Consider the following 24,719-nt stretch of genomic DNA (forward strand, 5'->3'; position numbering starts at 1 on the left):
ACTAGGCGCTCAGGGCATCACCGCCGCCGAAGCCCTGGCTGGTGGCCGGTTTCCTGCTGCCGCCTCCCTTGGCCTGGCGCCGCTCCTCGATGTAGGCCTCCACCTCGCGGTAGCGCGGCACCGAGCGCATTTCCAGCTTGGAGCCATCGGTGAGCACCAGCACCATGTCGCCCCAGAAGCCGAGGCCACGGGCAACGCAGCGAACCTCACGGATCTGGCTGTAGACCACCTGGGTGCGATCGCGCCCCAGCCAGCCTCCGCTCACGGAGATCCTGCGGCTGGTGATGCGGTAACGCAGCCAGAGGGCGCGCACAACGGCTCCAACGGCGAACGGCAGGCCGATCAGGGTGAGGCCGAACAGGAGGTTCACGACCAGGTCGCCCCGGGCGGGCCCGCCTTCATAAAAAACGGATTCCTCGATCGTGGTGCCAGGCGTGGCGGGCTTGGCCGCTGCAGCGGCTGGTGCAGAGGCCACCTGAGCGGAGGCCGGGGAGGCGGAAGTCTTGTCGTCTGCCGTCATGCGGTGAGGCCTGCCTTCAGCAACAGCTCACGGCATTCTCCCAGCAGGAGCTCCCCCGGCCGCTCAGCACTGCCCGGCTTGACGCTGAGCAGTAACCAGAGGCTGCGCTGCGACGCTGGGGCGAGAGCATCCAGCAGTTGGCGATGCAGCAGACGCCGGATCCGATTGCGCCGCACGGCCCGTTTGCTCACCTTGCTGCTCACGACAACACCACAGCGCCAGGCAGATGGAGGTGCCAGGCGCTGGGGAGGAGGCAGCAGTTCCGGCCTGGCTTCGATCAGGCGGAGCAGCAAAAAAGGGCCATGAAATTTTCGGCCCTTCTGGTACAGGAGATCGAAGGCGCGGTGCCCTTTGAGACGATGCTGGTAGGGCAGGGCCATCAGAGCGGTTGATCCAGCCGGCGAAGGCCGGGGTTCAGACCGCCAGGCGGGCGCGGCCGCGGCGGCGGCGGGTGCGGATCACGCGGCGGCCGGTGTGGCTGCGCATCCGTGCCCGGAAGCCTGAGACCCGCTTGCGCTTACGGCTGGTGCCTTCGAGAGTGCGCTTGGTCATGGCAGCCGATCAGCTCCTCTGGATCACGTCGATCCGCCAACTTATCAAACGGCCCCAAGGCTCCGACTCCAGCCTCAGTTGGTGGGGTCGATCTGGATCAGCCAGCTGCCGAGGTAGCCAGAGATCGGCACGTCCCCAGGCGCCTGGGCGAGAGCGTTGAACTGGTACATGCCGATGTTGTAGGGATTGAAGATGTTCATGTACACCCCGATCGTGCCCTGATCAGAGACTGGGGTATCCGGGAAGATCTCAATCGCCTTGCCGTTCTCAGAGATTTCAATCGTGGCAGGAATCTCCTTCTCGCAGCGGGTTCGCGACAGCATGCCACCCTCTTTCATCTCGCAGAGTTTGACGCGCTTGGGATCGATCTTGACGTCAAAGTGATCGGGAACTGAGATGCTCAGCTTCAGGATTGCTGTTTTGCGGTCTTTGGGCCGCAACAGCAGGTAATACTCCGAGCGTTTGAGACGGCTTGTTTCGGTGATGAAGTAATAGAGCTTGCGATAATCGCGGTTGTTCTCCCAGCGGAACTCCATCAGGCTTGGGGTTCCCTGGGCCAGGGCAGGAGGCTGCGGGGTGAGAACGGTGGTCAGAAGTCCACCCAGGGCCAGGCCTCCCAGTGCCAGGTGGGCCAAGGCAGGTCGATCCCTGAGGGGTCGGCCAATGGCGGAGGCTGTCTGTGAAGTTGACAGGGGTAGGGGTAGGGAGCTGCGGTGTGAACGACGCAACGAAAGGGGGTTGAGGGCGCGGCCGGCGGAAGCCGCCAGGGCCAGGAGGCTCCGAGGACGTGACATGACAGAGATTGGGGTGTGGGGGAGTCGCCTGATTCTCGGCAGAGCCGATCGGCACGCGGCGCCTGTGGTGGTCGGCGATGGAGGTGGAAGGTGTGACCAGATGCAACTCACATGGCCCCGACCGCCCGGTCGGGCCGCAACCTGACCGCCTCGCGCAGATAGGGATGAACCGGTGCCAGGGTGCCGTCCATCCAGGCGTGGGCCAGCAGGCGGATGCAGCGCGGCAGATCGCCACGTACGGCCATCTGCTGACAATCCAGCAGGGCCACATGCTCCCAGCCCTCACGCCGGCGTGCGTAGGCGGCGGGGAAGCAGGCGTCGAGGTCCGCCGTCACCGAAAAGGTGATCGAGAGCACCCTTGGCCCCTCAAGGCGGTTGTGCTCCACAAGGGCATCGATCAGTTCGATCACGGCCGCACCAATGGCCTCGGCGGTGTTGGCTGTGGCGGTGGTGGCGCCGCGCAGGGCCCGCAGTTGCACGGCTGCCGTCATGGGCGATACAGCCACAGGGGTTGGCCGCTCCAGGCCAACTCGAGGCTCACGAGCTCACCGAGCCGCTGCAGCAGGGCACGGCCCGGGATCAGGCTGGCCAGGCCCTTGGGCGCTTTGCCGAAGGTGATCGGCCGGGTCTTCTGCGGATCGAGATCCGCCAGCTCGGCGGCCTTGATCCGGGCCACCTCTTCATCTCCCAGAGCATCCACCAGGCCGAGGGCCAGGGCCTGGGCGCCGGTGAAGACCCGGCCGTCGGCGAAGCTGCGCACCGCCTCCTCGCTGAGGCCACGCCCTTCGGCCACGGCGGCCACGAACTGGCCGTAGCTGGAGTCGATCAACTCCTGCAGCAGCTGGCGTTCGGGCTCCGTGAGGGCCCGATCCGGCGACAGGATGTCCTTGAACAAGCCGCTTTTGACGGTCTCGAACTGGATCCCGATCCGCTCCAGCAGGCGGGAGAGGTTGTTGCCTCGCAGGATCACACCGATCGAACCGGTGATCGTGCCGGGGTTGGCCACGATCGCCTCGGCAGCGACGCCCACGTAGACCCCGCCGGAGGCGGAGATGTTGCCGAAGCTGGCCACCACCCGACACCCCTTGTCGCGCAGGCGCCGGATCGCGGCATGGATCTCCTGGCTGTCGCCCACGGTGCCACCGGGGCTGTCGATGCGAAGCAGCAGGGCCGGGCATTCGCGCTCCTCCACCTGTCGCAGGGCCTTCAGCACCCGCTGGCGGGTGGGTCCGGCGATCGGCCCCTCGATGGCGATGCGTGCCATGGTGCGACGTGCTTTGCGGCGCCAGGGCCAGACCATCTGAGCGGTGTGTAGTGCGGGGATCTTAAAAAGGAGACCTCTGGCGTGCCCGATGCCCAACCCAGGTTCCGCGCTCGACAGCCCCGGCTGGGCTCCACGGCGTGGAGTGCTGATGGTGCTGCCCTTCGCGCTGTGGGGCACGGCCATGGCGGCGATGAAGCCCCTGCTCGTGGGCGCCTCCCCCCTCACCCTTGCCTGTCTGCGCCTGCTGCCGGCGGGGCTGGTGCTGCTGTTTGCCGCCCTGCTCCTGGGCCGCTCCCTGCGGGTCGATCCGGTCGATCGCCCCTGGCTGCTGTTGTTTGCCCTGGTGGATGGTGCCCTGTTTCAGGGGCTGCTGGCCCAGGGATTGGGGGGTACGGGCGCTGGCCTGGGGTCGGTGCTGATCGATTCGCAGCCCTTGCTGGTGGCATTGCTGGCCCGCACGCTGTTCGCCGAGGCGATCAATCCGGTGGGGTGGCTCGGGTTGTTGCTTGGGCTGGTGGGCATCCTCTGTCTCGGCCTGCCGGCGGCCGTGCTGCGCCACTGGTGGCTGGAGGGCCCAGCCGCTCTCGGCGTGAGGCCCTGGAGCCACGGCGAGCTCTGGATGCTGGGGGCCGCAGCGGCGATGGCCGTGGGCACGGTGCTCTGCCGCTATGCCACCCGCCGCAGTGATCCGGTGGCGGTGACGGGCTGGCACATGCTGCTGGGAGGTCTGCCGCTGCTGGTGGCCGTGCTGCTCGATCCGGCCAGCGGCCCGGACTGGGACACGCTGCAGTGGGGACTGATGGCGTACGCCAGCCTGTTCGGCAGTGCCCTGGCCTATGGATTGTTTTTCTGGTTCGCCAGCAGCGGTGATCTGACCGGCTTCACGGCGCTCACCTTTCTGACCCCGGTATTCGCCTTGCTCTGCGGCGTGCTCTTCCTCCAGGAATCGTTGCAGCCCCTGCAATGGCTCGGGACAGCATTGGCCCTGATCTCTGTGGTTCTGATCCATCGGCGCCAGGTCCTCTGGCACGGCGACGCGCTCCCGGCAGCCGTCGCGGCTCCTTCGGAGGCGAGCTGATGCGGGTCCTGGTGGTGAGCACGCCGGTGGGCTGGCTGGGGAGCGGCCTGGGCGGGGGTGTGGAGCTCACGGCCGCCTCCCTGGTGGCAGGGTTACTGCAGCGCGGCCATGCCGTCACCGTGCTGGCGGGAGCCCAATCGGAGCTGCCCGCCGGCTGCGAGGCGGCTCAGCTCTGGTGCGAGGGCGGTGTCAGCCAGCCGAGCTGGCAGCACTGCCGCCGCGAGGCCGCCGTGCAGATCCCGGCCCAGGCGCTGCTGGGCCACCTCTGGCGTCGTGCCCTGACCGAGCAGGGCGACTTCGATGTGCTGATCAACCTCGCCTACGACTGGCTTCCTCTCTGGCTGACCCCTCACACCAGCACTCCCCTCGCCCACCTGGTGAGCATGGGGTCCGTGAGCACGGCCATGGATGCCGTGATCGCTGAGATCGCCCGCAGTCATCCGCAGCATCTGGCCTTTCATACCGCCAGCCAGGCGGCGGATTTTGACCTTCCAGGAGCGCCGCGGCTGGTGGGCAACGGCTTCGATCTGGACCGCTATCACTTCCGGCCCAACGCCGATGCGGTGCTGGGCTGGGCCGGCCGGATTGCACCGGAGAAGGGGCTGGAGGATGCGGCCGCCGTCGCGGCCACGCTGCAGCGGCCGCTCTGGATCTGGGGCGTGCGCGAAGACGAGGCCTATGCGCGCCGGGTCGAGGCCTCCGTACCCGGCGGAACCCTGCACTGGCGTGGATTCCTGCCCACCGAGCGCCTGCAGGAGGAGATGGGGCGCTGCGCCGTGCTCCTGAACACACCCAAGTGGAACGAGGCCTACGGCAACGTGGTGGTGGAGGCGATGGCCTGCGGTGTGCCGGTGGCCACCTACGCCCGCGGCGGACCGGGGGAACTGGTGCAGGAGGGGGTGAATGGCTGCCTGGCTCGACCAGATGATGGCGAGGCTCTGACAAAGGCGGTGGAACGGGCCTGGCAGATCCCCCGGCACCAGCCACGGGCCTGGGCGGAGAGCCATTGCTCCCGCTCGGCGTTCGCCGGCCGGATCGAGGCCTGGCTCGACGCCGTACTGGCCAAGCCCCCCTGCGAAGGGACCTAGGTTCGGCCGATCCGCCCCTGGCCCGTTTGGCAGACAGCTTCGGCGAGGACCCATCGGCGCAATTGCTTTCGGCGCGGCCCATCTCAGCGCGAACCAGCGCAGCGCGGCGGATGCCCCTGCAGCTCTGGCTGCCGCTGCTGGCCTGTGGCCTGGTGCTGTTCCTCTGGAGACTGGGGAGCAGCGGACTGGTGGATGAAACCCCGCCCCTGTTCGCCGCCTCCGCACGGGCCATGGCCGAAACCGGCGACTGGCTGATCCCGCGGGTGAACGGACTACCCCGCTACGACAAGCCTCCTCTGGTGTACTGGCTGATGGGGCTGGGCTACCTGCTGCCGGGGCAGGAGCTGTGGAATCCACTCGGCACCTGGGCGGCGCGCCTGCCCTCGGCCCTCAGCTCCATCGCCGTGATGCTGCTGCTGGCCGACACGCTCTGGCGCTGGCCTCAGGCCCCTTGGCCGTCCAGTGTCGACAAGCCGGAGCCCGCGAGCTCCGCGCCCCCTGTGCCATCCGCCCTCACCGCAGCGTTCACGGCGGCGCTGGCCTTCGCGCTCTCCCCACTGGTGCTGCTCTGGGGCCGCATCGCCGTGAGCGACGCCCTGCTCTGCGGTCTGATGAGCGCCACCCTGCTGCTGAGTTGGCGCACCTACGTGGCACCGCGGGGGGCCTGGTGGCTGACCTGGCTGATGCTCGGCCTGGCGGTCCTCAGCAAGGGCCCGGTGGCGGTGGTGCTGCTGGGCCTGGCCCTGCTGGGTTTCGGCTGGCTGCAAGGCGATCTGGCCGGGCTCTGGCGGCGGCTGCGTCCCCTGCGGGGTCTGACCCTCACGGCCCTGGTGGCGTTGCCCTGGTACGGAGCCGCCTTGCTGGTGGAAGGCGAGGCGTTCTGGAACAGCTTTTTCGGTTACCACAACCTCCAGCGCTTCAGCGTGGTGGTCAACAATCACCTGCAGCCCTGGTGGTTCTTTCTGCCGGTGCTGGTGGTGGCCAGCCTGCCGGTCACCCCGCTGCTGTTGCTCGGTCTGGTGCGGGGAGTTGGCCCCCTGCCCTGGAGACGCCGGGCCCAGCCCCTGCCGCCCGAGCAGTCGCTGACCCGCTTTGCCGCCTGCTGGCTGCTGGCGGTGCTGGTGTTCTTCACGGCGGCCGCCACCAAGCTGCCGAGTTACTGGCTGCCGGCCACCCCCGCCGCCGCCCTGCTGATAGCCCAGGCGGCCCAGGCGGGCTGGGGGGGGCGGGCCCAGCGCCTGGCCTGGTCTGCCACTCTGGCCCTGACGCTGCTGCTGGCAGCCGTGTTCCTGGCCGGCCCCCTCTGGGTACCGGCGATCAACGATCCGGAGCTGCCCACCCTGCCTGCGGAGATCCTGGCCAGCCGCCGGCTGTTGATCGCCGCCGCCTGCTTCGCCCTCGCCGCTGGCCTGGCCTGGTTCCTGCGCCGCCGCCGGCCTCCCATGGCGCTGCTGGCCTTGCAACTGGCGATCCTGCCCTTCGTCCCTCTGGCGATCACGCCGCTTTGGGAGCTGGGCGACCGCCTGCGGGGGCAACCGGTACGGCGCATGGCGGAGCTGGTGCGCGCCCTGCCGCCGCCATCGGGTCAGGGCCTGCCCGAACCCCTGGCGATGGTGGGGATTCTCAAACCGTCGCTGCACTACTACGCCCGCCAGGTGGTGCTGTACGAGGGGCAATCCCAGGCGGCGCTGCTCAACCTCAACGAGCGGCTGCGCCTCGAGCACCGCGCCGGCCAGGAGCCCTCCAGGCCGCGGCAGGCACCCACGGTGCTGGTCGTGATCGATCAGGGCACGGCTCGCTTGCCCCACTGGCAGGGGCTGGAACCGCAGGAGCTGGGCAGTGACGGGCTGTACCGACTCTGGCGCCTGCAGCGGAGCCAGCTGCAGCGGCGCTCCGCTGAGCTGTATGCCGCGGGAGAGCGCCCCAACTGGCAGGATCCTCGGCCGGAACGCTACTGACCGAGTCCAGACGCGGCAGCTGCAGCCCGTGTTCGCGCCAGATCAGCGGCGGCGGCGGCCTCTGCCAGGGCCTGACGGCGGCAGAAGCTGCAGTGTCCCCAACGCCCCATCTCCCCCAGGGGGGCTGGGCTGCTGCAACGGGGACAGACGCCGAGGCCATGAACATCGACGCGGCTGGGGTGCTGCGCCCAGGTCTCGGCTTCGATCGTGGTGCCCGCCGGTGGCAACGGCTGGGCATGGTGTTGCTGCACCCGCAGATCGCGCACCGTGAAGCCGGCGCCGCGCAGGGCACCGAGCAGTTGATGGCGGTTGTATTGCAGGGCCTGCAGCCACGGCCCCGGTGCCGCCCCGATCGTGAGCAGTCCCCCGTGGAAGCTGAGCGGCTGGCAGTGGGGGGCCAGCTGGGCACCCGCCAGGCGCGGCCACACCTGCCAGAGGGCAGCGAGCTGGCCCTCCTGGCGCCAGTGCTGCTGCAGAGCCTCCAGGCAGGTGGCGAGGGCTTCTGCCGGTGGGCGCGGCGGCGGCAGAAGCACCGAAACCGAGCCGATGCGGCGGCTGGCGGCGGCAGGGTTGCGCGCACGCCGACGGCTGCTCGCCGGCCGCTGTTGGCGCCCTGCCGCACTGAGCTTGTGGGACAGACTCTCGCCGATCGTGGGGCCGTCCGGGCTTGGCCGGGAGTCGGGCTGGTTGGGCTCTGGCGGCTCGCCTGCGGCGGCGGGCTTCCCGGTCTGAGGGGCCATGGATCGAGCCTAGGTGTGGGCAACCGATCCAGAGTTCCCCGGCGATGCCCGCTACCCTCGGGCCTTGCCCCGTACGTGATCCATGGGCTTCTTTGATCGGATTAGCCGCCTGCTGCGGGCCAACCTCAATGACCTGGTCAGCAAGGCGGAGGATCCCGCCAAGATCCTGGATCAGTCGGTCGCCGACATGCAGGACGACCTGGTGAAGCTGCGCCAGGCCGTGGCCACCGCCATCGCCTCTCAGAAGCGCATCCAGAACCAGGCCGAGCAGTCCGAAGCCCAGTCCAAGATCTGGTACGAGCGCGCCGAGCTGGCCCTCAAGAAGGGGGAGGAGGATCTGGCCCGGGAGGCCCTGTCCCGTCGCAAGACCTACCAGGACACGGCCACGGCACTGAACACCCAGCTGCAGTCGCAGGCGGGGCAGGTGGAGACCCTCAAGAAGAGCCTGGTGGCGCTCGAGGGCAAGATCGCCGAAGCCAAGACCAAGAAAGACATGCTCAAGGCCCGCTCCCAGGCCGCCAAGGCCCAGGAGCAGCTGCAGAGCGCCGTGGGCAACCTCGGCACCAACTCCGCCATGGCCGCCTTCGAGCGGATGGAGGAGAAGGTGCTGGAGCAGGAGTCGCGCAGCCAGGCGGCGGCCGAGCTGGCCGGTGCCGATCTCGAGAGCCAGTTCGCGGCCCTGCAGGGTGGCAATGACGTGGACGACGAGCTGGCGGCGCTGCGCAACCGACTCGAAGGCGGCGCCTCAGCGGCTGGCCTGCCGCCGGCCGAGGGCCCCATGCCGCAGCTTGAGCCGGTCAAGGTGGCGGAAGTCGATGCCGACCTGGAAGAACTCAAGCGCTCGATCGACAAGCTCTGATCCAGGCACAGACTCTGATTCGGCAGGATCCATGGGCCCTGATCCGCAGGATCCATGGGCTCTGATCCGCCGGATCCACAGGCCCCGTCCATACAATTCACCCAGCGTTCCTTCTGCCGCCGTGCCCGTTGCCGAGGTCACCGATGCCACTTTTGCAGCGGAGGTACTCGGTGCTGAGGGGGCCGTTCTGGTCGATGTATGGGCCCCCTGGTGCGGGCCCTGTCGCCTGATGGCGCCGCTGATGGACTGGGCCGCCTCCGAATACGACGGCCGTCTGCTGGTGGGCAAGCTGGAGGCCGATCCCAATCCCGCCACCCGCGATGCCCAGAAGATTCAGGGACTGCCCACCTTGATCCTGTTCCGCGACGGCGTCGAAGTGGCGCGCCACGAAGGCGCCATGGCCAGGCCGCAGCTCAAGGCTTTCCTGGATGCCCATCTCTGAGCGTCTGTCGCAGCTGGGCAGCGGTGTCTTCGCCCGCAACGACAGCCGCAAGGCTGACTATGTCGCCCGTCTGAATCGGGAGGCCTCCACAGCAGGCGCATCGCTGCCTCCCCTGCTCGACCTCTCGCTCGGCTCCACTGACCTGCCACCCCCGCCGGCGGCGATCAGCGCGATCGCTGCAGCCCTGCAGCGGTCCGACAGTGCCGCCTATTGCCTGCATGCCGCCACCCTGCCGTTCCGGGAGGCCGCCGCCGCCTGGGCGGAGCGCCGCTTCGGCGTGGCCGTGGATCCGGAGCGTGAAGTGCTCCTGTTGGTCGGTTCCCAGGAAGGCACCGCCCACCTGCCTCTGGCGGTGCTGAATCCAGGGGACCAGGCCCTGCTGCTGGATCCCTATTACCCCTCCCACCGGGGCGGCCTGCACCTGGCCTCGGCCAGACCGGTGTTCCTGCCCCTCGACCCGGCGCGGAACTGGCGGCCGGATCCCGAGCAGCTCTCCTCCAGCCAGTGGCAGGCCCTGAAGTTGATGGTGCTGGGCTTTCCCCACAACCCCACCGCCACCACCGGCGCCCAGGACTGGCTGGATCCCTTCGTGGACCGCGCCCTGCGCCACGACATCGTGCTGGCCCACGACAACCCCTACGTGGATCTGGCGCTTGAGGGGGAGGCGCCGGCCCTGCTCCGCCATCCCGGCTGGCGCCGTTGCGGCATCGAGTTCTTCTCCCTCTCCAAGAGCTGGTGCCTGGGGGGATATCGCCTGGCCTTTGCGATCGGAGCCGAGTGGCTGATCACGGCCCTGCGTCAGCTCAAGGGAGTGGTGGACTTCAACCAGTCCCTGGCGTTGCAGGCCGGGGCAATCGCCGCCCTGGAACAGGAGCCCCACTGGCCCGAGCGCCTGCGAACCGTGTACCGGGAGCGGCGTGATCGCATGGCGACAGCTCTGGAGGCAGCGGGCTGGCCGGTGCGGCGCCCCTCGATGGCCCTTTACCTCTGGCTGGCCCTGCCACCGGCGGCAAGGCCCCGTGGTTGGGATTCCGAGACCTTCGGCGCCGCCCTGCTGGAGGCCACCGGCGTGGCCCTCACCCCCGGCAACGGCTTCGGGGCGGCCGGTGAGGGGTGGCTGCGCCTGGCCCTGGTGCATCCCAGCGAGGAACTGGAGGCCGGTGCTGCTCGCATCGGGGCCTGGTTGCGGCAGTTGTGAGCCTTCGGGCCCGACGCTCGCCCCTCAGTGCCGCCGCCGTGCTGCGGGCCCGCCGGCGGCTGCAGCGCAGCCAGCCTGACCCCTCCGCCTTCCCCGACTGGTGGCTGCGCCATCGAACGATCTGCGCCAGCACCGAGCGGGAACTGGAGGCCTGGCTGACGGCGGTGCCACCCGATTGCGCCAGGTCGGCGGCATTCGCGCCGCGGGCGGTGCTGGCCTCCCGTCAGCGGTTCGGCCAGGGGCAACGGGGACGCCCATGGCAATCTCCAGCCGGGGGAGTGTGGCTCAGTGCCGCCCTGCCCTGGGCACTGCCGCCACCCCGCGGCGCGGCGGTTGGCCTGGCGGTCGCGGTGGGTCTGGCCCTGGAACTCGAGGCCCTGGGCCTGACGGTGCAGCTGAAATGGCCCAACGATCTTCTGGTGGAGGGGCAAAAGATCGCTGGCCTCCTGCCTCGCCTGCGGCTGCGGGGCGAGCAGGTGCGCTGGGCCCAGGTCGGGGTGGGCCTGAATGGCATCAACCCGGTGCCGCCGGGGGCTATTTCTGTGGCGACGGCCCTGGCGGCGACCCAGCCGAGCTGGCGCGGCAGCGCCGCCGCCCGGGCTACCGCTCCTACCGGCCTGGCGGCCCATCTGCTGCGGGGCCTTGAGTGGGCGGCGACCCACGCCCTTGCGCCAGGACGGGTGCTGCGGGAAGCCCGCCAGCGACTGCTGCTTCCAGTGGCGCCGGTGCTACACGGTGGTGTGGCCTGGAAGGCGGTGGATCTGTCGACGAATGGCAGCCTGGTGCTGCAGCGTGGCGCGGAGCGCATCCTCCTGCAACGCCGGTTCTGAGTTCTGGGTGACTGACCGAGCTGCCTAAACTCAAGATCAGATTTTCCTTTGCCTTCCTTCTGACGGTGCTCTCCGCCAAGACCCTCATCGCCATGGTGGCGCTGCTGCCCCTGACGGCGGCCGGCCTGGCCTGGGGTGAAGCCATCTCCCCCGCTGAGGGCGGCAGTGCAGCCGATCTCTCAGCACCGGTGGCTCCGCCACCTCAGTTGATCGCTCCGCCATCCGCCGCGGCTCCTGAGCCGGCCACCCCTCCGGCCCGTGTCCTGCCGGCCCGGCCGATCACCCCGCAATCGCCCAATCCCCAGATACGGAATCCGAGGCCGATCACGGCCCTCGATCCCCAGCCGCTGCGCCCCGATCCCCAGGCCACCCCAGCCCGGGCACCCAGCCGCTTCGATGCTTCCCTCGACGCCTTGGTGCGCCAGGGAGTGGTGACCTCTGCCGAGCGGGACAGGGTCCGTTCAGCGGGCTCGATCTATCCCCAGGGGCTGCCGGCCCATCGGCAGGCCTGCAGCAGCGGCGCTCTCTCCGCCCAGGAATGCCGCACCGGCCTGGTGGTGCGGTGGCGCGGTCGTGGTCCCGAAACGCAGGTTGCCGGCCTGGAGCAGGGAGGCTTCGCGCGGATCGGCGGAGATGGCCAGCCGCTGCCGCCTCTCACAGTGCCGGTATCGGCGCTGCTGGCGGGCCCTGACGGCAGCTTCAGTCTGGCCCAGGTCTTCCGTGTCACCCCCCGGCCAGCCCCGATCGCCGGAAACGGCAACCGCCGTCTGCTGTTCCCTCTGATCGGGTCGGCGGTGACCAGCAGTGGCTTCGGCTGGCGACTGCACCCGCTTCTGGGCAACTGGCTGATGCATGCAGGGCGCGATCTTGCTGCACCGGAGGGAACACCAGTGGTGGCGGCTCTTTCCGGCCGGGTGGTGAGCAGTGGTCCTGCCGGCGGCTACGGCCTGGCGATCGAGGTGGAGCACGACCGCCCCCGCCGCCGCTCGCTGTACGGGCATCTGTCCGAGCTCTACGTCAAAGCTGGCGATCAGGTACGGCAGGGTGAGGTGATCGGCCGGGTGGGCAGTACCGGCATGAGCACAGGCCCTCATCTGCATTTCGAGCTGCGCCTTCCCCAGGATGGCGGCTGGGTGGCCGTCGACCCTGGCGACCTTGATCCAGGCGGAGCTGCCGTGGGCAGCGATGCCATTGCCCTGCTGATGGGCCAGCTGCTGCAGACCCTGGAGAGGCCGTCGGCCCAAGCCGGACCGGGTAGTTCCGCCAGCAAGGCGAGCTGAACCAATCCGGCTCTGTGGGATTAGCAGCTGAGGGATGGTCAGTCGGCGATATGCCCGTCGCGAAAATGCACCACCCGTTCAGCACGGGCTGCCACATCGTCCTCGTGGGTCACCATCACGACGGTCATGCCGTTGCGATGCAGGTCATCGAAGATGTCGAGCACTTCAGCAGTGGTGTGGGAATCGAGCGCCCCGGTGGGTTCATCGGCCAGGAGCAGGGCCGGTTGGTTGATGATCGCCCGCGCAATCGCGACCCGCTGCTGCTGACCACCCGAGAGCTGGTTGGGCCTGTTGTTCATCCGTGTGGCCAGTCCCACCTGCTCCAGGGCATGGCGGGCACGCTCACTCCGCTCCGCCGTTGGAATTCCCGCGTACACCATTGGCAGCACGACGTTGTCGAGGGCGCTGAGGTTGGGCAGCAGGTGGAACTGCTGAAACACAAAGCCGAGCTCGCGGTTGCGTAGATCGGCCAGCTGGTCGTCGTCGAGCCGCTCCACCGGCATGCCATTGAGGCGGTAACTGCCGCCGCTGGGGCGGTCGAGGCAGCCAATGATGTTCATGGCCGTGCTTTTCCCGGATCCGGAGGCTCCCATCACCGCCAGGTAATCGCCCCGGTTGACGGTGAGGCTGAGGTCGTCGAGGGCACGGACCTCCTGGTCACCGACCCCGTAGATCTTGCTCACATGATCGAGGCAGGCAACGGGGTCGCCGACGCCAGATTCCGATGCCACCGTCAACCGATCGCGCGCATGAGAATGGGGGTGCCCGCCACGGTGCTGTTGGCCCAGGTGAACAGCGGATTGGAGAGCACACCGCCCACGGCGGTAGCCAGAAGGCAGGTGATCAGGGCGGCACGGAGCGGTTGGAGACCGGCGAGATTCCAGCTGATCTCTGGATAAGCCTTCACCACATCGGAAGCTTCCTGGGGCTCCTTGACCACCATCATCTTGATCACGGAGATGTAGTAGTAAATCGACACCACGGAGGTGACCAGACCCGCCACCACCAGGAGGTACTGGTGGTCGGCCCAGCCGGCGAAGAAGAGGTAGATCTTGCCGAAGAAGCCGAGCATCGGCGGGATGCCGCCCAGCGACAGCAGACAGAGGCTGAGGCCGAGAGTGATCAGAGGATCCTTCTGATACAGACCCGCGTAATCGGCAATTCGATCACTGCCCGTACGCAACGAGAAGAGGATGATGCAGGCGAAGGCGCCCAGGTTCATGAACAGATAGGCCGCCATATAGAGCACCATCGCCGCGAAGCCGTCTTCGGTGCCGCAGACCAGACCGATCATCACAAAACCGGCCTGTCCGATCGAGCTGTAGGCCAGCATCCGCTTCATGGAGGTCTGGGCCAGAGCTACCACATTGCCGAGCACCATGCTCAGCACGGCAAGCACAGTGAAGAGAAGCTTCCACTGGGCATCGAAGCTCTCGAAACAACCCACCAGCAACCGCAGAGCCAGGGCAAAACCCGCAGCCTTGGAGCCCACCGAGAGAAAGGCCACGACCGGAGTCGGGGATCCTTCGTACACGTCCGGTGTCCACTGGTGGAACGGCACGGCGGCGATCTTGAAGGCCACCGTGGCCAGAACGAACACGAGGGCCAGGGCTGTGACCGGAGAGGCACTCGTCTGCAGTGCGGCCGCCACATCGGTGAGGCTGGTGCCACCACCGGTCAGGCCGTAAAGAAGCGAGGCGCCGTAGAGAAAGACGGCCGCCGCCGCTGAACCGACCAGGAGATATTTCAGCGCTGCTTCGGAACTGCGGGCGTCACGCTTCATGTAGCCCGACAGCAGATAACTGGAGACCGACAGGGTTTCCAGCGAGATGAAGATGCTGACCAGATCCGTGGCGCCACACAGGAACATCGCCCCGAGGGTTGCGGCCAGCAGGATGGCGGCGTACTCGCCCACCGGCGTGCCGCTCTGTTCCACGTAGCGCCAGCTCAGCAGCAGGGACAAGAGGGTGGAGGCTGCCACCACAGCGCGGAACGCGATCGCTAGGTTGTCGGCAAGGAAAGATCCGAGGAACGCAGGCTCCTGCGGACCATTCCATTGCAGGGCCAGCAGCACCAGCGACGTGCCGAGACCTGCGTAACAGAGAGGGGGGACCCAACGGCTCGCAGCTTTTTCGCCTGCCAGGTCCACCAGAAGACAGGCCAGCAGGGCAATCAACACAGCCGCTTCCGGCGCGATCGCCCCGGCATGGAGCTGCAGGCTCAGCCCAGGGGAGAACGCAGCCGTCGAGGCACTGTCCGCCACGGCGGGAGGAAGAACACCGGGCAGAAACATCGCGGCAGCTGACGAGGGAGGGATCCGGTGCTGCGGACTGTAGCCGCGCCGCCTGGTAGCCACGGCACCCTGTCCGAGGCTTCCTGACAGGGGGGCGAGAAAGCGACACACGGCAACCGGCTGGTCGATGCGATAAAGAGGGAACCGGTCCGTCGCGTCTCTGTGGCCCACACCCTGGTCATCGTCGAGAGCCCCACCAAGGCCCGCACGATCCGTGGCTTCCTGCCCAAGGACTTCCGGGTGGAGGCCTCGATGGGTCACGTGCGTGACCTGCCCAACAACGCCAGCGAGATCCCGGCGGCCCACAAGGGCGAGAAGTGGGCCAATCTGGGGGTCAACACGGCCAATGCCTTCGAACCGCTCTACGTGGTGCCGAAGGACAAGAAAAAGGTGGTGAAGGAGCTCAAGGAGGCCCTCAAGGGCGCCGATCAGTTGCTGCTGGCCACCGACGAAGACCGGGAAGGCGAGAGCATCAGCTGGCATCTGCTGCAGCTGCTCGGCCCCAAGGTGCCGGTCAAGAGGATGGTGTTCCACGAGATCACCAAGGAGGCGATCGGCCGGGCCCTGGACCAGACCCGCGAGCTCGACATGGAGCTGGTGCACGCCCAGGAAACGCGGCGCATCCTGGATCGGCTGGTCGGTTACACCCTCTCCCCCCTCCTGTGGAAGAAGGTGGCCTGGGGCCTGTCGGCCGGACGCGTTCAGTCGGTTGCGGTGCGCCTCCTGGTGCAACGCGAGCGAGCGCGGCGGGCCTTCCGCAGTGGCAGCTACTGGGACCTCAAGGCCGCTCTGGAACAGGCCGGCAGTGGCTTCGAGGCCAAACTCACCCATCTGCGCGGCGAAAGGATCGCCGGCGGCAGTGACTTCGACGAAACCACCGGCGCGATCAAGGCTGGCAGCACCGTGAAGCTGCTGGCCGAGGACGAAGCCCGCCAGCTCCAGGACGCCGTGCAGGCCGCCACCTGGAAGGTGAAGACGGTGGAGGAGAAACCCACGGTGCGCAGACCCGTGCCCCCCTTCACCACCAGCACCCTGCAGCAGGAAGCGAACCGCAAGCTGCGGTTGTCGGCCCGCGAGACCATGCGCGCCGCCCAGGGCCTCTACGAACGGGGCTTCATCACCTACATGCGCACCGACTCGGTGCACCTCAGTGATCAGGCCATCACCGCCGCCCGCAGCTGCGTCAGCGAGAAATATGGCAAGGACTACCTCAGCCCGGCACCGCGGCAGTTCAGCACCAAGGCCCGCAACGCCCAGGAGGCCCACGAGGCGATCCGGCCTGCCGGCGAACGATTCCGCACCCCCAGCGACACCGGCCTGGACGGCCGCGATCTGGCTCTCTACGAGCTGATCTGGAAACGCACGGTGGCCAGCCAGATGGCCGATGCCCGCCTGACGATGCTGAGCGTGGAACTGGAAGTGGCTGCCGGCGGCAGCCTCGGCACCGCCAACTTCCGCGCCGGTGGCAAGCGGATCGACTTCGCCGGATTCTTCCGGGCCTACGTGGAGGGATCCGACGATCCCGATGCCGCCCTGGAGGGCCAGGAAGTGCTGCTACCCGCCCTGGCGGTGGGGGACAGCCCGTCCTGCAAGGCCGTGGAGGCACTCGGCCACCAGACCCAGCCCCCCGCCCGCTACAGCGAAGCGGCCCTGGTGAAGATGCTTGAGAAGGAGGGCATCGGTCGACCCTCCACCTACGCCTCGATCATCGGCACGATCGTGGACCGGGGCTATGCCACTCAGCAGGGCAACGCCCTGATTCCCAGTTTCACCGCCTTCGCCGTGACCGGACTCCTGGAGGAGCACTTTCCGGATCTGGTGGACACGAGTTTCACCGCCCGCATGGAGAACACCCTCGATGAGATCTCCCACGGCAAGGTGTCCTGGCTGCCGTATCTCGAGGCTTTCTACAAGGGCGAAACCGGCCTCGAAACCCAGGTGCAGCAGAGGGAGGGGGACATCGACCCCGGCGTCTCGCGCACGGTGGAGCTGGAGGGCCTGCCCTGCGTGGTGAGGATCGGCCGCTTCGGCGCCTACCTCGAAACCAAGCGCGTCAGCGAAGACGGCAGCGAAGAGCTGCTCAAGGCAACCCTGCCCCAGGAGATCACCCCCGGTGATCTCGATGCGGAAAAGGCCGAGCTGATCCTCAAGCAGAAGGCTGAGGGGCCCGAATCCCTCGGGGAGGATCCTGAAACCGGAGAAGCGGTCTATCTGCTGTTCGGCCAGTACGGCCCCTATGTGCAGAAGGGCCAGGTCAGCGACGAGAACCCCAAGCCCAAACGGGCCTCCCTGCCCAAGGGTGTCAAGCCTGAGGAGCTCAGCCTCGCCGATGCCCTGGGCCTGCTGCGGTTACCGCGGCTGCTGGGAGAGCATCCCGATGGCGGCAAGGTGCAGGCGGGTCTGGGACGCTTCGGTCCGTACGTGGTGCACGACAAGGGCAAGGGGGAAAAGGACTACCGCTCCCTCAAGGCCGAAGACGATGTGCTCACCGTGGGTCTGGAGCGGGCCCTGGAGCTGCTGGCCATGCCCAAGCGCGGCCGCGGTGGCCGCACGGCGCTCAAGGATCTGGGCACGCCCGAGGGCGCCGAGGAGGCCATCCAGGTGTTCGATGGGCCCTATGGCCTCTATGTGAAGCAGGGCAAGGTGAATGCCTCCCTGCCGGAAGGCATCACCGCCGAGACGATCACCCTGGAGCAGGCCGTGGAGCTGCTGGGGGCCAAGGCGGCCAGCGGCAAGGGCAAGGGCCGCAAGACCGCTTCCTCGAAAGCAACTGCGGCCAAGACCGGTGCCGGCAAGACAGGCACCGCTTCCAAAACCGGAACCCCCAAGAATGCAGCCAGCGGCACCTCCGCAGCCAAACCAGCGGCGAAAAAGCCCCCCGCCACCACCAAGACCGGTCGCCTGCGGGCCAGTGCCGTGCGAGTGATCAAGGCGGCCGGCAGTTGAGCACTCCCGCTCACGGCCCCCTCCGGCCTCTGCTGGCGGCAGGCCTGCTGGCGTTGCTGGCCGGCGGCTGCAGCGGCTCCCCCCTCGGGGCTCGCCTGGCAGGCAGCTTCCCCGGTGTCGGCAACACCGATCCAGCCGGGACAGGGACTCCCGCCGCCGCCTCCAGCACTGCCGGCACCACGCCGGAAACACCGGTGCTGACCACTCCTGTGCCGGCTGACCAGACAAAGGCAGGCCAGGGCAAAACGGCACCACCGACCCCAGGCCCAGCCAGGACTGACCCGTCCAAGACGACCTCTGCCCCAGCCGATCCATCGGCTGGAACCGCCGCTGCCGGCGGAGCCGGCAGCAAGCCAGCCGGCAAGGGACCCAGTGAAGTGCGACCTTCCACCCCAGCTCCCTACCGGGTCACGATCCAGCTGCCCCAGGCCGATCCCGCCGCGCCGGCCGAGGCCCTGACGCAGGCCCTGCGCGCCGCCGGTCTCTCGTTTGAGGTGGAGAGCATCGAGCGGGTGCCGGCAGCCGCCCCAGCCAGTGCCCCCGCCGCTCCGATCAGCACCCCGGCGCCCGCCCCCCGATGAGCCCCTCGTCCGCAGCAGCCCGTTGAGCCGTCTCCCCGTGCGCAGCAACCCGCCCCTCAGCCAGCGCCAGGCCCGCCAGCTGATGGAGACCGCCTACCTGGCCGCCGCCACGGCGCTGCTGTGGATGGCGCTGTATTACCTGCCGGTAGGCAGTCCCCTCTTCCGCCTCGCCCTGCCCCTGCCGCTGGCCCTGCTGCAGCTTCGCCATGGTTGGCGTTGCGCCAGCGAGGGCGTGGTGGTCACGGCGTTGCTGCTGGTGGCCCTGATGGGCCCGATCCGGGGCCCCCTGGTGCTGTTTCCCTATGGCCTGCTGGCCCTCTGGCTGGGCTGGGGCTGGCGGCGCCAGGCCAGCTGGTGGCTCACCTGGTCGGTGGGTGCGTTGATCGGCGCGGCCGGCTTCCTGGTGCGCGTGGTGGTGCTCTCGGTGCTGGTGGGGGAAAACCTCTGGGTCGTGATCACCACCGCCGCCGCCGGCCTGTTGGAGCGAATCGGCGGCCTCCTGGGCATGGGGGCGGGCTTCGAGCTGCTGCAGGTCCAGCTGGCCGCCCTCCTGCTGGTGCTGATCCAGAACGTGATCGTGGTTCTGGCCCTGCATGCGGTGGCCTACTGGATCTTTCCACGGCTGCAGTCGCCGATCGGCGAACCCCCTGAGGCCCTGCGGGCCCTGGTGGCCCTCGATCCGCTGTGATCCGTCGCCTGGCGGGCGAGCCCGGCGTTGCCCAGGGCTGGCTGGAGCGGTTCTCGGTGAACTGCCGGGCCACCGAGGTGCTGCTGCTGCTGGCCGCCACCGAGACGGCAGCAGTGCCGGGTATCTCCGCCGCCGGTGCCACTCCCGCCTCCCGGCGAAGCACAGCCGCGGCGGATGCGGAGCTGCTGCGGCTCGGCCCCGCCGCACACCGTCCCCATGCCCTGCCGCCGCTGCCGGCCGGCGTCAGTCCGGCCCTGATCGGCCATGTGGTGCTGCAGACGCTGGGCATGGATCCGCTGGTGGTCGACCTGGGCTGTCCGGTGAGGCCGGCGGTTCCGCATGTGCGTCTGCCAGGGGCCTGCGGCCCGGCGGCCTGTCTGAGCAGCGGCCGCGCCATGGAGCGGCGGCGCGTGGAGCAGCTGCTGGAGCTGGGCCGGAGCTGGGGCCGACGGCTGGGGAGCCGGCCACTGGTGATCGCCGAATGCGTGCCTGGCGGCACCACCACGGCCCAGGCGGTGCTGACGGGGCTGGGGGTGGCCGCTGAAGGCCTGGTGAGCGGCAGCCTGCACCAGCCTGCCCATGCGCTCAAGACACATCTGGTCGCCCAGGGACTGGCCCGTGCCGGACTGGGGCAAGGGCCGAGCGATCCGGTGAGCGTTCTGGCTGCGGTGGGAGATCCAATGCAGCCGCTGGCGGCGGGCCTGCTGCTGGGGCTGCTGGAGGACGCGGGGCAGGTGGGGCAGGGCCTGGGCGAGGCATCCCCATCCCATCCAGCCCATCCTCCGGTGCTCCTGGCCGGAGGCAGCCAGATGGCGGCTGTGCTGGCCATCGCCCTGGCGCTCACACCGGCCGATCAGCGCGGCCGCCTGGTGGGCCGGGTGGCCCTGGGCACCACCGCCTGGGTGGCGGCAGAGGCCGACAGCGATCTGCAGGAGCTTCTGAGCCGGATCGGGGCGCGATGGCAGGTGCAACCCCTGGCCTTCGCCACAGATCTGCGCTTCCACAACTGCCGCCAGCGCGCCCTGCAGGACTACGAGCACGGCTACGTCAAGGAAGGGGTGGGGGCCGGCGGCCTGGCCATGCTTTGGTCGCTGAGCGGCGGCCGTCTGGAGGATCTGGCGGCCGCCTGCGACCAGGCCTGTGGCCTTCTGCTTGGGGAGGGGGGCCTTTAGGAGTTTGCTGAAAAACCCGGCCATCTCTGCGAGAATGGGCCAGCTGTCCAGCCCAGATGCGAGGTCAACGGGAGCGCAGCGGCTCCCTGTTCTCCTACGTGTCGATTGAGGATCGGATCCCGGCCGGCCATCCGCTGCGGCGGATCCGCAAGCTGGCCGATCAGGCCCTCGATCGCCTCAATCCCACCTTCTGTGATCTGTACGCCGCAGAAGGCCGGCCATCAGTGCCGCCGGAGCAACTGCTGCTGGCCTCGTTGCTGCAGGCGTTCTACGGCATCCGCTCGGAGCGGTTGCTGCTCGAGCAGCTCCACTACAACCTGCTGTTCCGCTGGTTTGTGGGGCTGAGCCCAGATGATCCGATCTGGCATCCCACCACATTCACAAAAAACCGGGAGCGGCTGCTGAACGAGCAGGTGATGGGGAAGTTCCTGGAGAAGCTGATGGGTGCTCCGGAGGTCAAGCCGCTGCTCAGTGACGAGCACTTCTCCGTCGATGGCACCTTGCTGCAGGCCTGGGCCTCCCATGCCTCACTGGAGCGGATCGATGGGCAGGACGATCCGCCGCCACCGCCGTCAGGCCCTGGCGAGGGTTTTGGCGCTCCAAAGCCCGGCAAGAAGCGAGCGAAAGGGGATTTCCGAGGCATCAAGCTCAGCAACAAGACCCACCGCTCCGGCAGTGATCCCGACGCCTTGCTGGCCCGGAAATCCAACGCCCACCCGGCTCAACCGAGCTACCGGGGTCATGTGCTCATGGACAACCGCCATGCCCTGATCGTCGATTGCAAGGTCACGCAAGCCACGGGCACCGGGGAGCGGGATGCCGCCAAAGCCATGGCCGCGGATCGTCCCGGTGCCCACCAGAAAACCATCGGTGCCGACAAGCACTACGACACCAGGGGCTTTGTCGCCGAGATGCGCCGCATCGGCGTGACGCCGCACGTGGTGCAGAACACCGCCCGATCTGGTGGTTCCGCCATCGATGGCCGCACCACCCGCCACGTGGGCTACGCCAAGTCGATCCATGCCCGCCGCGGCATCGAGAAGGTGTTTGGCTGGATCAAACAGTGGGGAGGTCTGCGCCAGTTCAAGCTGCGCGGCACCGAGAAGGTGAGTGCGGTGTTCGGCCTGAATGTGATCGCCTACAACCTGATCCGCCTGGGCAACCTGCTCAAACCGGCGATGGCGGCGGCGTGAACAGGTGGTTGCCCAGAAGTGTGCCCAGACGGCAGTGATCAGGGAGCCCCAAAGGGGCAAAACACACCAAAAGGGGAGCTCTGAGCCGCTGAAACTCTGAAAACCAGACCGAAATGAGCTGCACCAGCTCTCAGGAGGGAAAAACGCTGCTTCTCAGGCGGTTTTTCCGCAAACTCTTAGGGTCGCCGGAATGGGACACGCAGCAGAACCAATCCCATCTGCACGGGCTTCCAGGCCGTCGGGCGGCTGGAGCCGGCGCCAGGTGTTGCAGGAAGCAGGCAGGGGCGCCCGCACCCTGGCGGCGAGCTCGCTTCTGGCACCGCTGCTGGCCTCCTGCCAGCGGGGAGATAGACCGCTCCTGCTCGCCGGCCGCGGCGAGCTGCCCGCCGCCTGGTTGAAGCAGCTGCATGATCCCTGGCGCTCGCAGCTGCTGGAGGATCCCGCCGCCGTGGTCAACGGCCTCTCCAAAGCGGCCCTGGTGCAGCTGACCGATGGCTGGGCCACCAGCCTGCCCCCCTCCCGCTGGCAGCCCCTGGCGGCTCCAGCCCTGCTGGCCCGGCTCACACCGGAAGCGGCCCTCGTGAGTCGCCTGTTCCAGGCGGAAGGGGCACCGGCCCTGGCCTATCCCTGGGCCTTCACCCCCTGGGTGCTGGTGCTGCGCAGCCGGCCCGATCTGGCGGCCCGCAGCCGCGAGGGCTGGTCGCTTCTGTTCGATCCCAGCCTGCGGGACAAGCTGGTGCTCCCCTCCAGCCCGCGGCTGGTGATGCAGCTGGCGGCGGGCGGGCCGGAGGCCGTCACCGTGGATCTGGATCGGCTGCGGGAGCTGCGTCGTCAGGCCCTCGCCCACGACGACCGCGACGGCCTCAACCTGCTGCTGGCGGGGGATGCCGAGGCGGCGGTGCTGCCCGCCCAGCGGCTGATTCCCCTGCTGCGCCGCGATCCACGGCTGCGGATCCTGCTGCCGGCCAGCGGCGCGCCGCTGGCCTGGAACCTGCTGCTGCGCCCCGCCGGCCATCCGGTGGCGCCGCCACTGGAATGGCTTGCGGCGATTCTCGAGCCGCCGCTGCTGCAGAGTCTGCTCACCGCCGGCTGGGTGCCGCCGCTGCCCCGAGCGGCCCTGGAGCCCCTGCTGGCCAAGCTGCCGCGCCCGATGGCCGAGCTGCTGCTGCCACCGCCGGAGCTGCTGCGCCGCTGCTGGTCCTTGCCGCCCCTGGATGTCCGCCAGAGGCTGATGCTGCAGAACCTCTGGGACGCGGCAGCCCCCTAAGTCGGGCGGCCCCGGACAGAGGAAGCCCCTGAAGCCCTTCAAAGCAACCCTGCGCAACCCTGCGAGGCAGCAGCCTGATGCTGTACCCGGACTCAGGCGATCTTCAACCCCAGAGGCGTCGCCGCGGTGCCGCTGCCAGGCGGCGATGGGTATCCGCCAGCAGATCGGGAATCGGCAGGCCGTGGGGGCAGCGCGGCAGGCAGGCGCCGCACTGGCGGCAGGCCTCGGCGTTGAGGGTTTCCCACCAGTGGCCGGCCCGGCCGATCAGGTTGTAGCGCTCTCTGGCATGGGCGACCATGCCGTGCCCCACCGCCAGGTTGCGCAGCCGCAGCAGTTCCGGGATCGGCACGGCGCTGGGGCAGGGCAGACAAGCCCGGCACTGGCCGCACCGCTCCTCGCCCAGCCGCTGGGCCGCTGAAGCCCGCAGCCGCTCCACAGCCAGATCCACCGCAGTGGGCCCTGAACCTGGACCTGGATCTGGCGCTGGTTCGGGCCCTGGCTCGGCCTCGTCTGGGCTGAGCTGGCCTCGCGGGCCTGCGGCGGCCGTCAGGCGGCGGGCCCAGACCAGATCCCCGGGCTGGGAGGCCCCCAGGCTCAGGGTGGAGATCCCCTGCTCAAGCAGGACGCGATAGGCCAGTTCGAGCGGTTGGAACGGCGCGCAATCGGCCAGCAGTTCGGGCGGCGGGTCGTAGAGTCGGCCGCCCTTGTCGGCTGGGGAGATCGCCAGCACACCCAGCCCGGCCTCCAGGGCGGCGCGGGCCAGCGGCAACCGCTGCGGATCGAACAGGTGCAGATGCAGGCAGCAGAAGCCGAAACGGCCTGACTCCAGGGCCGCGGCGATCAGATCGTTGCTGCCGTGGCTGGAGAAGCCCACCTGGACCGCCAGCCCTTCCCCCTCGGCCCAGGCGAGCAGCTCGGCCCCAGGCCCGTTCAGGGCCCAGGCCAGATGGTCGGCGGTGTTGAGGCCATGCACGGCCAGGTTGTCGAGCCGGGCGACCCCGAGCCGCTTCAGGCAGGCGCGCAGCTGGGCCTGGGCCGTCGACAGGTCGGGGCCGGGCAGCAGCTTGCTGGTGAGCACCAGGTGGGCGCGAGCCTGGCGATCACGTCGTTCCAGGGCGGCCAGGGCCTGGCCCAGGAAGGTTTCCGCCGGCCCGTAGGCCGGGGCGGTTTCGATGTGATTGATGCCGGCCGCCACGGCCGCCAGCAGCACCGTCTCCATCTGGGTAGGGCTGTCCAGGGCCCGCATCGTGCCCAGGGTGAAGGGCGACACCGGCCGCGCCCGCCCGAAGGGCCGCAGGCTGCTTCCACCGGACTCCAGGGACCGGTCAGCGGTGTCAGCCGGCAGAGGGGGCACCGGATCCGCCGGGATCTGTGGTGTCGTCATCGTTCGACCCTCCACCCTCCCCAAGCTGTTGGCCATTGGGGAGGTCGGGCTGGGCGCGGCGGCGCTGCCGCACCAGTTCGGCCGGGCTGGTGGTTTCCAGGAAGCGGCGGAAGTCCTCCTGGTCTTCGGCGTCGGCTTCGGCATCGACCGGAATCGAGGCGTCGGCCACCACTTCCTCCAGCATCCAGATGCCGCTGCCGGTGCGCAGGGCCAGGGCGATGGCGTCGCTGGGACGGGCATCGAGCTCGCTGGCCTCGCCCTCGCTGTCCTGCAGCTTGAGCACGGCCCGGAAGGTGTTGTCTTCGATGGTGTGGATGATCACCCGCTCCAGGCTGAGGCCAGCCACCGCCATCAGGTTGGCCATCAGGTCGTGGCTGAGCGGACGGGGAGGACGCTGCTGGTTGAGGCCCGCCATGATGTTCTGGGCCTGGGCCTGATCGATCCAGATCGGCACCTGGCGGCGGCCGGAGGGATCGCGCAACAGCACGATCGGGCTCCGACTGGCCGCATCCAGGGCGATCCCGGCGATGCGCATCTCCACCATGCGGATGCTTCTCCTGGGAGGATCCTCTGCCTGGGTGATTATGGCCAG

The 24,719-nt window shown here is 68.8% G+C and carries 25 protein-coding genes; 14 read left to right on the plus strand and 11 right to left on the minus strand.

The window, feature by feature from the left end:
* Position 1: 1 nt before the first annotated feature.
* The 6 genes from H8F24_RS10200 to sppA form a co-directional block, all read right to left on the minus strand.
* Positions 2–520 (minus strand): PH domain-containing protein, encoded by a 519-nt coding sequence (locus H8F24_RS10200; RefSeq protein ID WP_197153798.1) that lies wholly within the window; start codon positions 518–520, stop codon positions 2–4.
* Complete coding sequence (gene rnpA / locus H8F24_RS10205; RefSeq protein WP_197169621.1) at positions 517–900, minus strand: ribonuclease P protein component; 384 nt, start codon at positions 898–900, stop codon at positions 517–519. The genes H8F24_RS10200 and rnpA overlap by 4 nt, the downstream gene beginning before the upstream one ends.
* A 34-nt stretch (positions 901–934) precedes the next feature.
* Positions 935–1,072: a 50S ribosomal protein L34 gene (gene rpmH / locus H8F24_RS10210; RefSeq protein WP_197169622.1), complete on the minus strand. Its 138-nt coding sequence runs from the start codon at positions 1,070–1,072 to the stop codon at positions 935–937.
* A 74-nt stretch (positions 1,073–1,146) separates the two neighbouring features.
* Positions 1,147–1,707 carry a DUF2808 domain-containing protein gene (locus tag H8F24_RS10215; protein WP_370594738.1) on the minus strand — a complete coding sequence of 187 codons (561 nt, stop codon included), beginning with the start codon at positions 1,705–1,707 and terminating at the stop codon, positions 1,147–1,149.
* Positions 1,708–1,973: 266 nt separating this feature from the next.
* Positions 1,974–2,357 carry a chorismate mutase gene (aroH, locus tag H8F24_RS10220; protein ID WP_197153801.1) on the minus strand — a complete coding sequence of 128 codons (384 nt, stop codon included), beginning with the start codon at positions 2,355–2,357 and terminating at the stop codon, positions 1,974–1,976.
* A complete protein-coding gene (gene sppA / locus H8F24_RS10225; RefSeq protein WP_197169623.1) occupies positions 2,354–3,166 on the minus strand; it encodes a signal peptide peptidase SppA in 813 nt (270 codons plus the stop codon). Before sppA ends, aroH begins: the two co-directional genes overlap by 4 nt.
* A 112-nt stretch (positions 3,167–3,278) precedes the next feature.
* Between sppA and H8F24_RS10230 the strand changes: the two genes are divergently transcribed.
* The 3 genes from H8F24_RS10230 to H8F24_RS10240 all read left to right on the plus strand — a co-directional run bounded on the left by H8F24_RS10230 (position 3,279) and on the right by H8F24_RS10240 (position 7,254).
* Positions 3,279–4,208 carry a DMT family transporter gene (locus tag H8F24_RS10230; protein WP_231597726.1) on the plus strand — a complete coding sequence of 310 codons (930 nt, stop codon included), beginning with the start codon at positions 3,279–3,281 and terminating at the stop codon, positions 4,206–4,208.
* Positions 4,208–5,296, plus strand: coding sequence for a glycosyltransferase (locus H8F24_RS10235; RefSeq protein WP_197169625.1), 1,089 nt, complete (start codon positions 4,208–4,210; stop codon positions 5,294–5,296). Before H8F24_RS10230 ends, H8F24_RS10235 begins: the two co-directional genes overlap by 1 nt.
* 110 nt (positions 5,297–5,406) lie before the next feature.
* Positions 5,407–7,254, plus strand: a complete 1,848-nt coding sequence (locus tag H8F24_RS10240; protein WP_197169626.1) for a glycosyltransferase family 39 protein — start codon at positions 5,407–5,409, stop codon at positions 7,252–7,254.
* Here the strand turns inward: H8F24_RS10240 and H8F24_RS10245 are convergent.
* Positions 7,248–7,994 carry a DUF721 domain-containing protein gene (locus tag H8F24_RS10245; protein ID WP_197169627.1) on the minus strand — a complete coding sequence of 249 codons (747 nt, stop codon included), beginning with the start codon at positions 7,992–7,994 and terminating at the stop codon, positions 7,248–7,250. The two genes, H8F24_RS10240 and H8F24_RS10245, sit on opposite strands and share 7 nt — an antisense overlap.
* 82 nt (positions 7,995–8,076) lie before the next feature.
* On the opposite strand from H8F24_RS10245, the gene H8F24_RS10250 reads away from it, so the two are divergent.
* From H8F24_RS10250 to H8F24_RS10270, 5 genes are all read left to right on the plus strand, one after another.
* On the plus strand, positions 8,077–8,853 hold the full coding sequence (locus H8F24_RS10250) for a PspA/IM30 family protein (RefSeq protein WP_197153807.1): 777 nt from the start codon (positions 8,077–8,079) through the stop codon (positions 8,851–8,853).
* Between the two features lie 121 nt (positions 8,854–8,974).
* Complete coding sequence (locus H8F24_RS10255) at positions 8,975–9,295, plus strand: co-chaperone YbbN (RefSeq protein ID WP_231597728.1); 321 nt, start codon at positions 8,975–8,977, stop codon at positions 9,293–9,295.
* Positions 9,282–10,493, plus strand: a complete 1,212-nt coding sequence (locus H8F24_RS10260; RefSeq protein WP_197153809.1) for an aminotransferase class I/II-fold pyridoxal phosphate-dependent enzyme — start codon at positions 9,282–9,284, stop codon at positions 10,491–10,493. The genes H8F24_RS10255 and H8F24_RS10260 overlap by 14 nt, the downstream gene beginning before the upstream one ends.
* The gene (locus tag H8F24_RS10265; RefSeq protein WP_231597730.1) at positions 10,490–11,323 is read left to right on the plus strand and encodes a biotin--[acetyl-CoA-carboxylase] ligase; all 834 of its coding nucleotides are present in this window, start codon (positions 10,490–10,492) and stop codon (positions 11,321–11,323) included. Before H8F24_RS10260 ends, H8F24_RS10265 begins: the two co-directional genes overlap by 4 nt.
* A 65-nt stretch (positions 11,324–11,388) precedes the next feature.
* The gene (locus tag H8F24_RS10270; RefSeq protein WP_231597737.1) at positions 11,389–12,603 is read left to right on the plus strand and encodes a M23 family metallopeptidase; all 1,215 of its coding nucleotides are present in this window, start codon (positions 11,389–11,391) and stop codon (positions 12,601–12,603) included.
* A gap of 38 nt (positions 12,604–12,641) precedes the next feature.
* Here the strand turns inward: H8F24_RS10270 and H8F24_RS10275 are convergent, their stop codons facing one another.
* The gene (locus H8F24_RS10275; protein WP_231597738.1) at positions 12,642–13,286 is read right to left on the minus strand and encodes an ABC transporter ATP-binding protein; all 645 of its coding nucleotides are present in this window, start codon (positions 13,284–13,286) and stop codon (positions 12,642–12,644) included.
* A 50-nt stretch (positions 13,287–13,336) separates the two neighbouring features.
* The gene (locus H8F24_RS10280) at positions 13,337–14,896 is read right to left on the minus strand and encodes an NAD(P)H-quinone oxidoreductase subunit N (protein WP_197169628.1); all 1,560 of its coding nucleotides are present in this window, start codon (positions 14,894–14,896) and stop codon (positions 13,337–13,339) included.
* 162 nt (positions 14,897–15,058) lie between these two features.
* Between H8F24_RS10280 and topA the strand changes: the two genes are divergently transcribed.
* The 6 genes from topA to H8F24_RS10310 all read left to right on the plus strand — a co-directional run bounded on the left by topA (position 15,059) and on the right by H8F24_RS10310 (position 22,743).
* Positions 15,059–17,842, plus strand: a complete 2,784-nt coding sequence (gene topA / locus H8F24_RS10285) for a type I DNA topoisomerase (protein WP_197153811.1) — start codon at positions 15,059–15,061, stop codon at positions 17,840–17,842.
* Positions 17,839–18,423, plus strand: coding sequence for a hypothetical protein (locus tag H8F24_RS10290; protein ID WP_197172564.1), 585 nt, complete (start codon positions 17,839–17,841; stop codon positions 18,421–18,423). The genes topA and H8F24_RS10290 overlap by 4 nt, the downstream gene beginning before the upstream one ends.
* A gap of 82 nt (positions 18,424–18,505) precedes the next feature.
* Positions 18,506–19,111 carry a DUF2232 domain-containing protein gene (locus H8F24_RS10295; protein WP_197172212.1) on the plus strand — a complete coding sequence of 202 codons (606 nt, stop codon included), beginning with the start codon at positions 18,506–18,508 and terminating at the stop codon, positions 19,109–19,111.
* Positions 19,108–20,283, plus strand: coding sequence for a nicotinate mononucleotide-dependent phosphoribosyltransferase CobT (gene cobT, locus H8F24_RS10300; RefSeq protein WP_370594739.1), 1,176 nt, complete (start codon positions 19,108–19,110; stop codon positions 20,281–20,283). The genes H8F24_RS10295 and cobT overlap by 4 nt, the downstream gene beginning before the upstream one ends.
* A gap of 56 nt (positions 20,284–20,339) precedes the next feature.
* Entirely contained in the window at positions 20,340–21,476 is a 1,137-nt protein-coding gene (locus H8F24_RS10305) for an IS5 family transposase (protein ID WP_197169629.1), read from the plus strand.
* A gap of 262 nt (positions 21,477–21,738) precedes the next feature.
* Positions 21,739–22,743 carry a twin-arginine translocation pathway signal gene (locus H8F24_RS10310; RefSeq protein WP_197169630.1) on the plus strand — a complete coding sequence of 335 codons (1,005 nt, stop codon included), beginning with the start codon at positions 21,739–21,741 and terminating at the stop codon, positions 22,741–22,743.
* Positions 22,744–22,846: 103 nt separating this feature from the next.
* Here H8F24_RS10310 and H8F24_RS10315 read toward each other — a convergent pair whose 3' ends face one another.
* Positions 22,847–23,989, minus strand: a complete 1,143-nt coding sequence (locus H8F24_RS10315; RefSeq protein WP_197172217.1) for an aldo/keto reductase — start codon at positions 23,987–23,989, stop codon at positions 22,847–22,849.
* An 88-nt stretch (positions 23,990–24,077) separates the two neighbouring features.
* On the minus strand, positions 24,078–24,671 hold the full coding sequence (locus tag H8F24_RS10320; RefSeq protein WP_197159112.1) for a bifunctional nuclease family protein: 594 nt from the start codon (positions 24,669–24,671) through the stop codon (positions 24,078–24,080).
* Positions 24,672–24,719 lie beyond the last annotated feature (48 nt).

Origin of the sequence: Synechococcus sp. CBW1002, assembly GCF_015840915.1 — a bacterium.
Classification (GTDB): domain Bacteria; phylum Cyanobacteriota; class Cyanobacteriia; order PCC-6307; family Cyanobiaceae; genus CBW1002.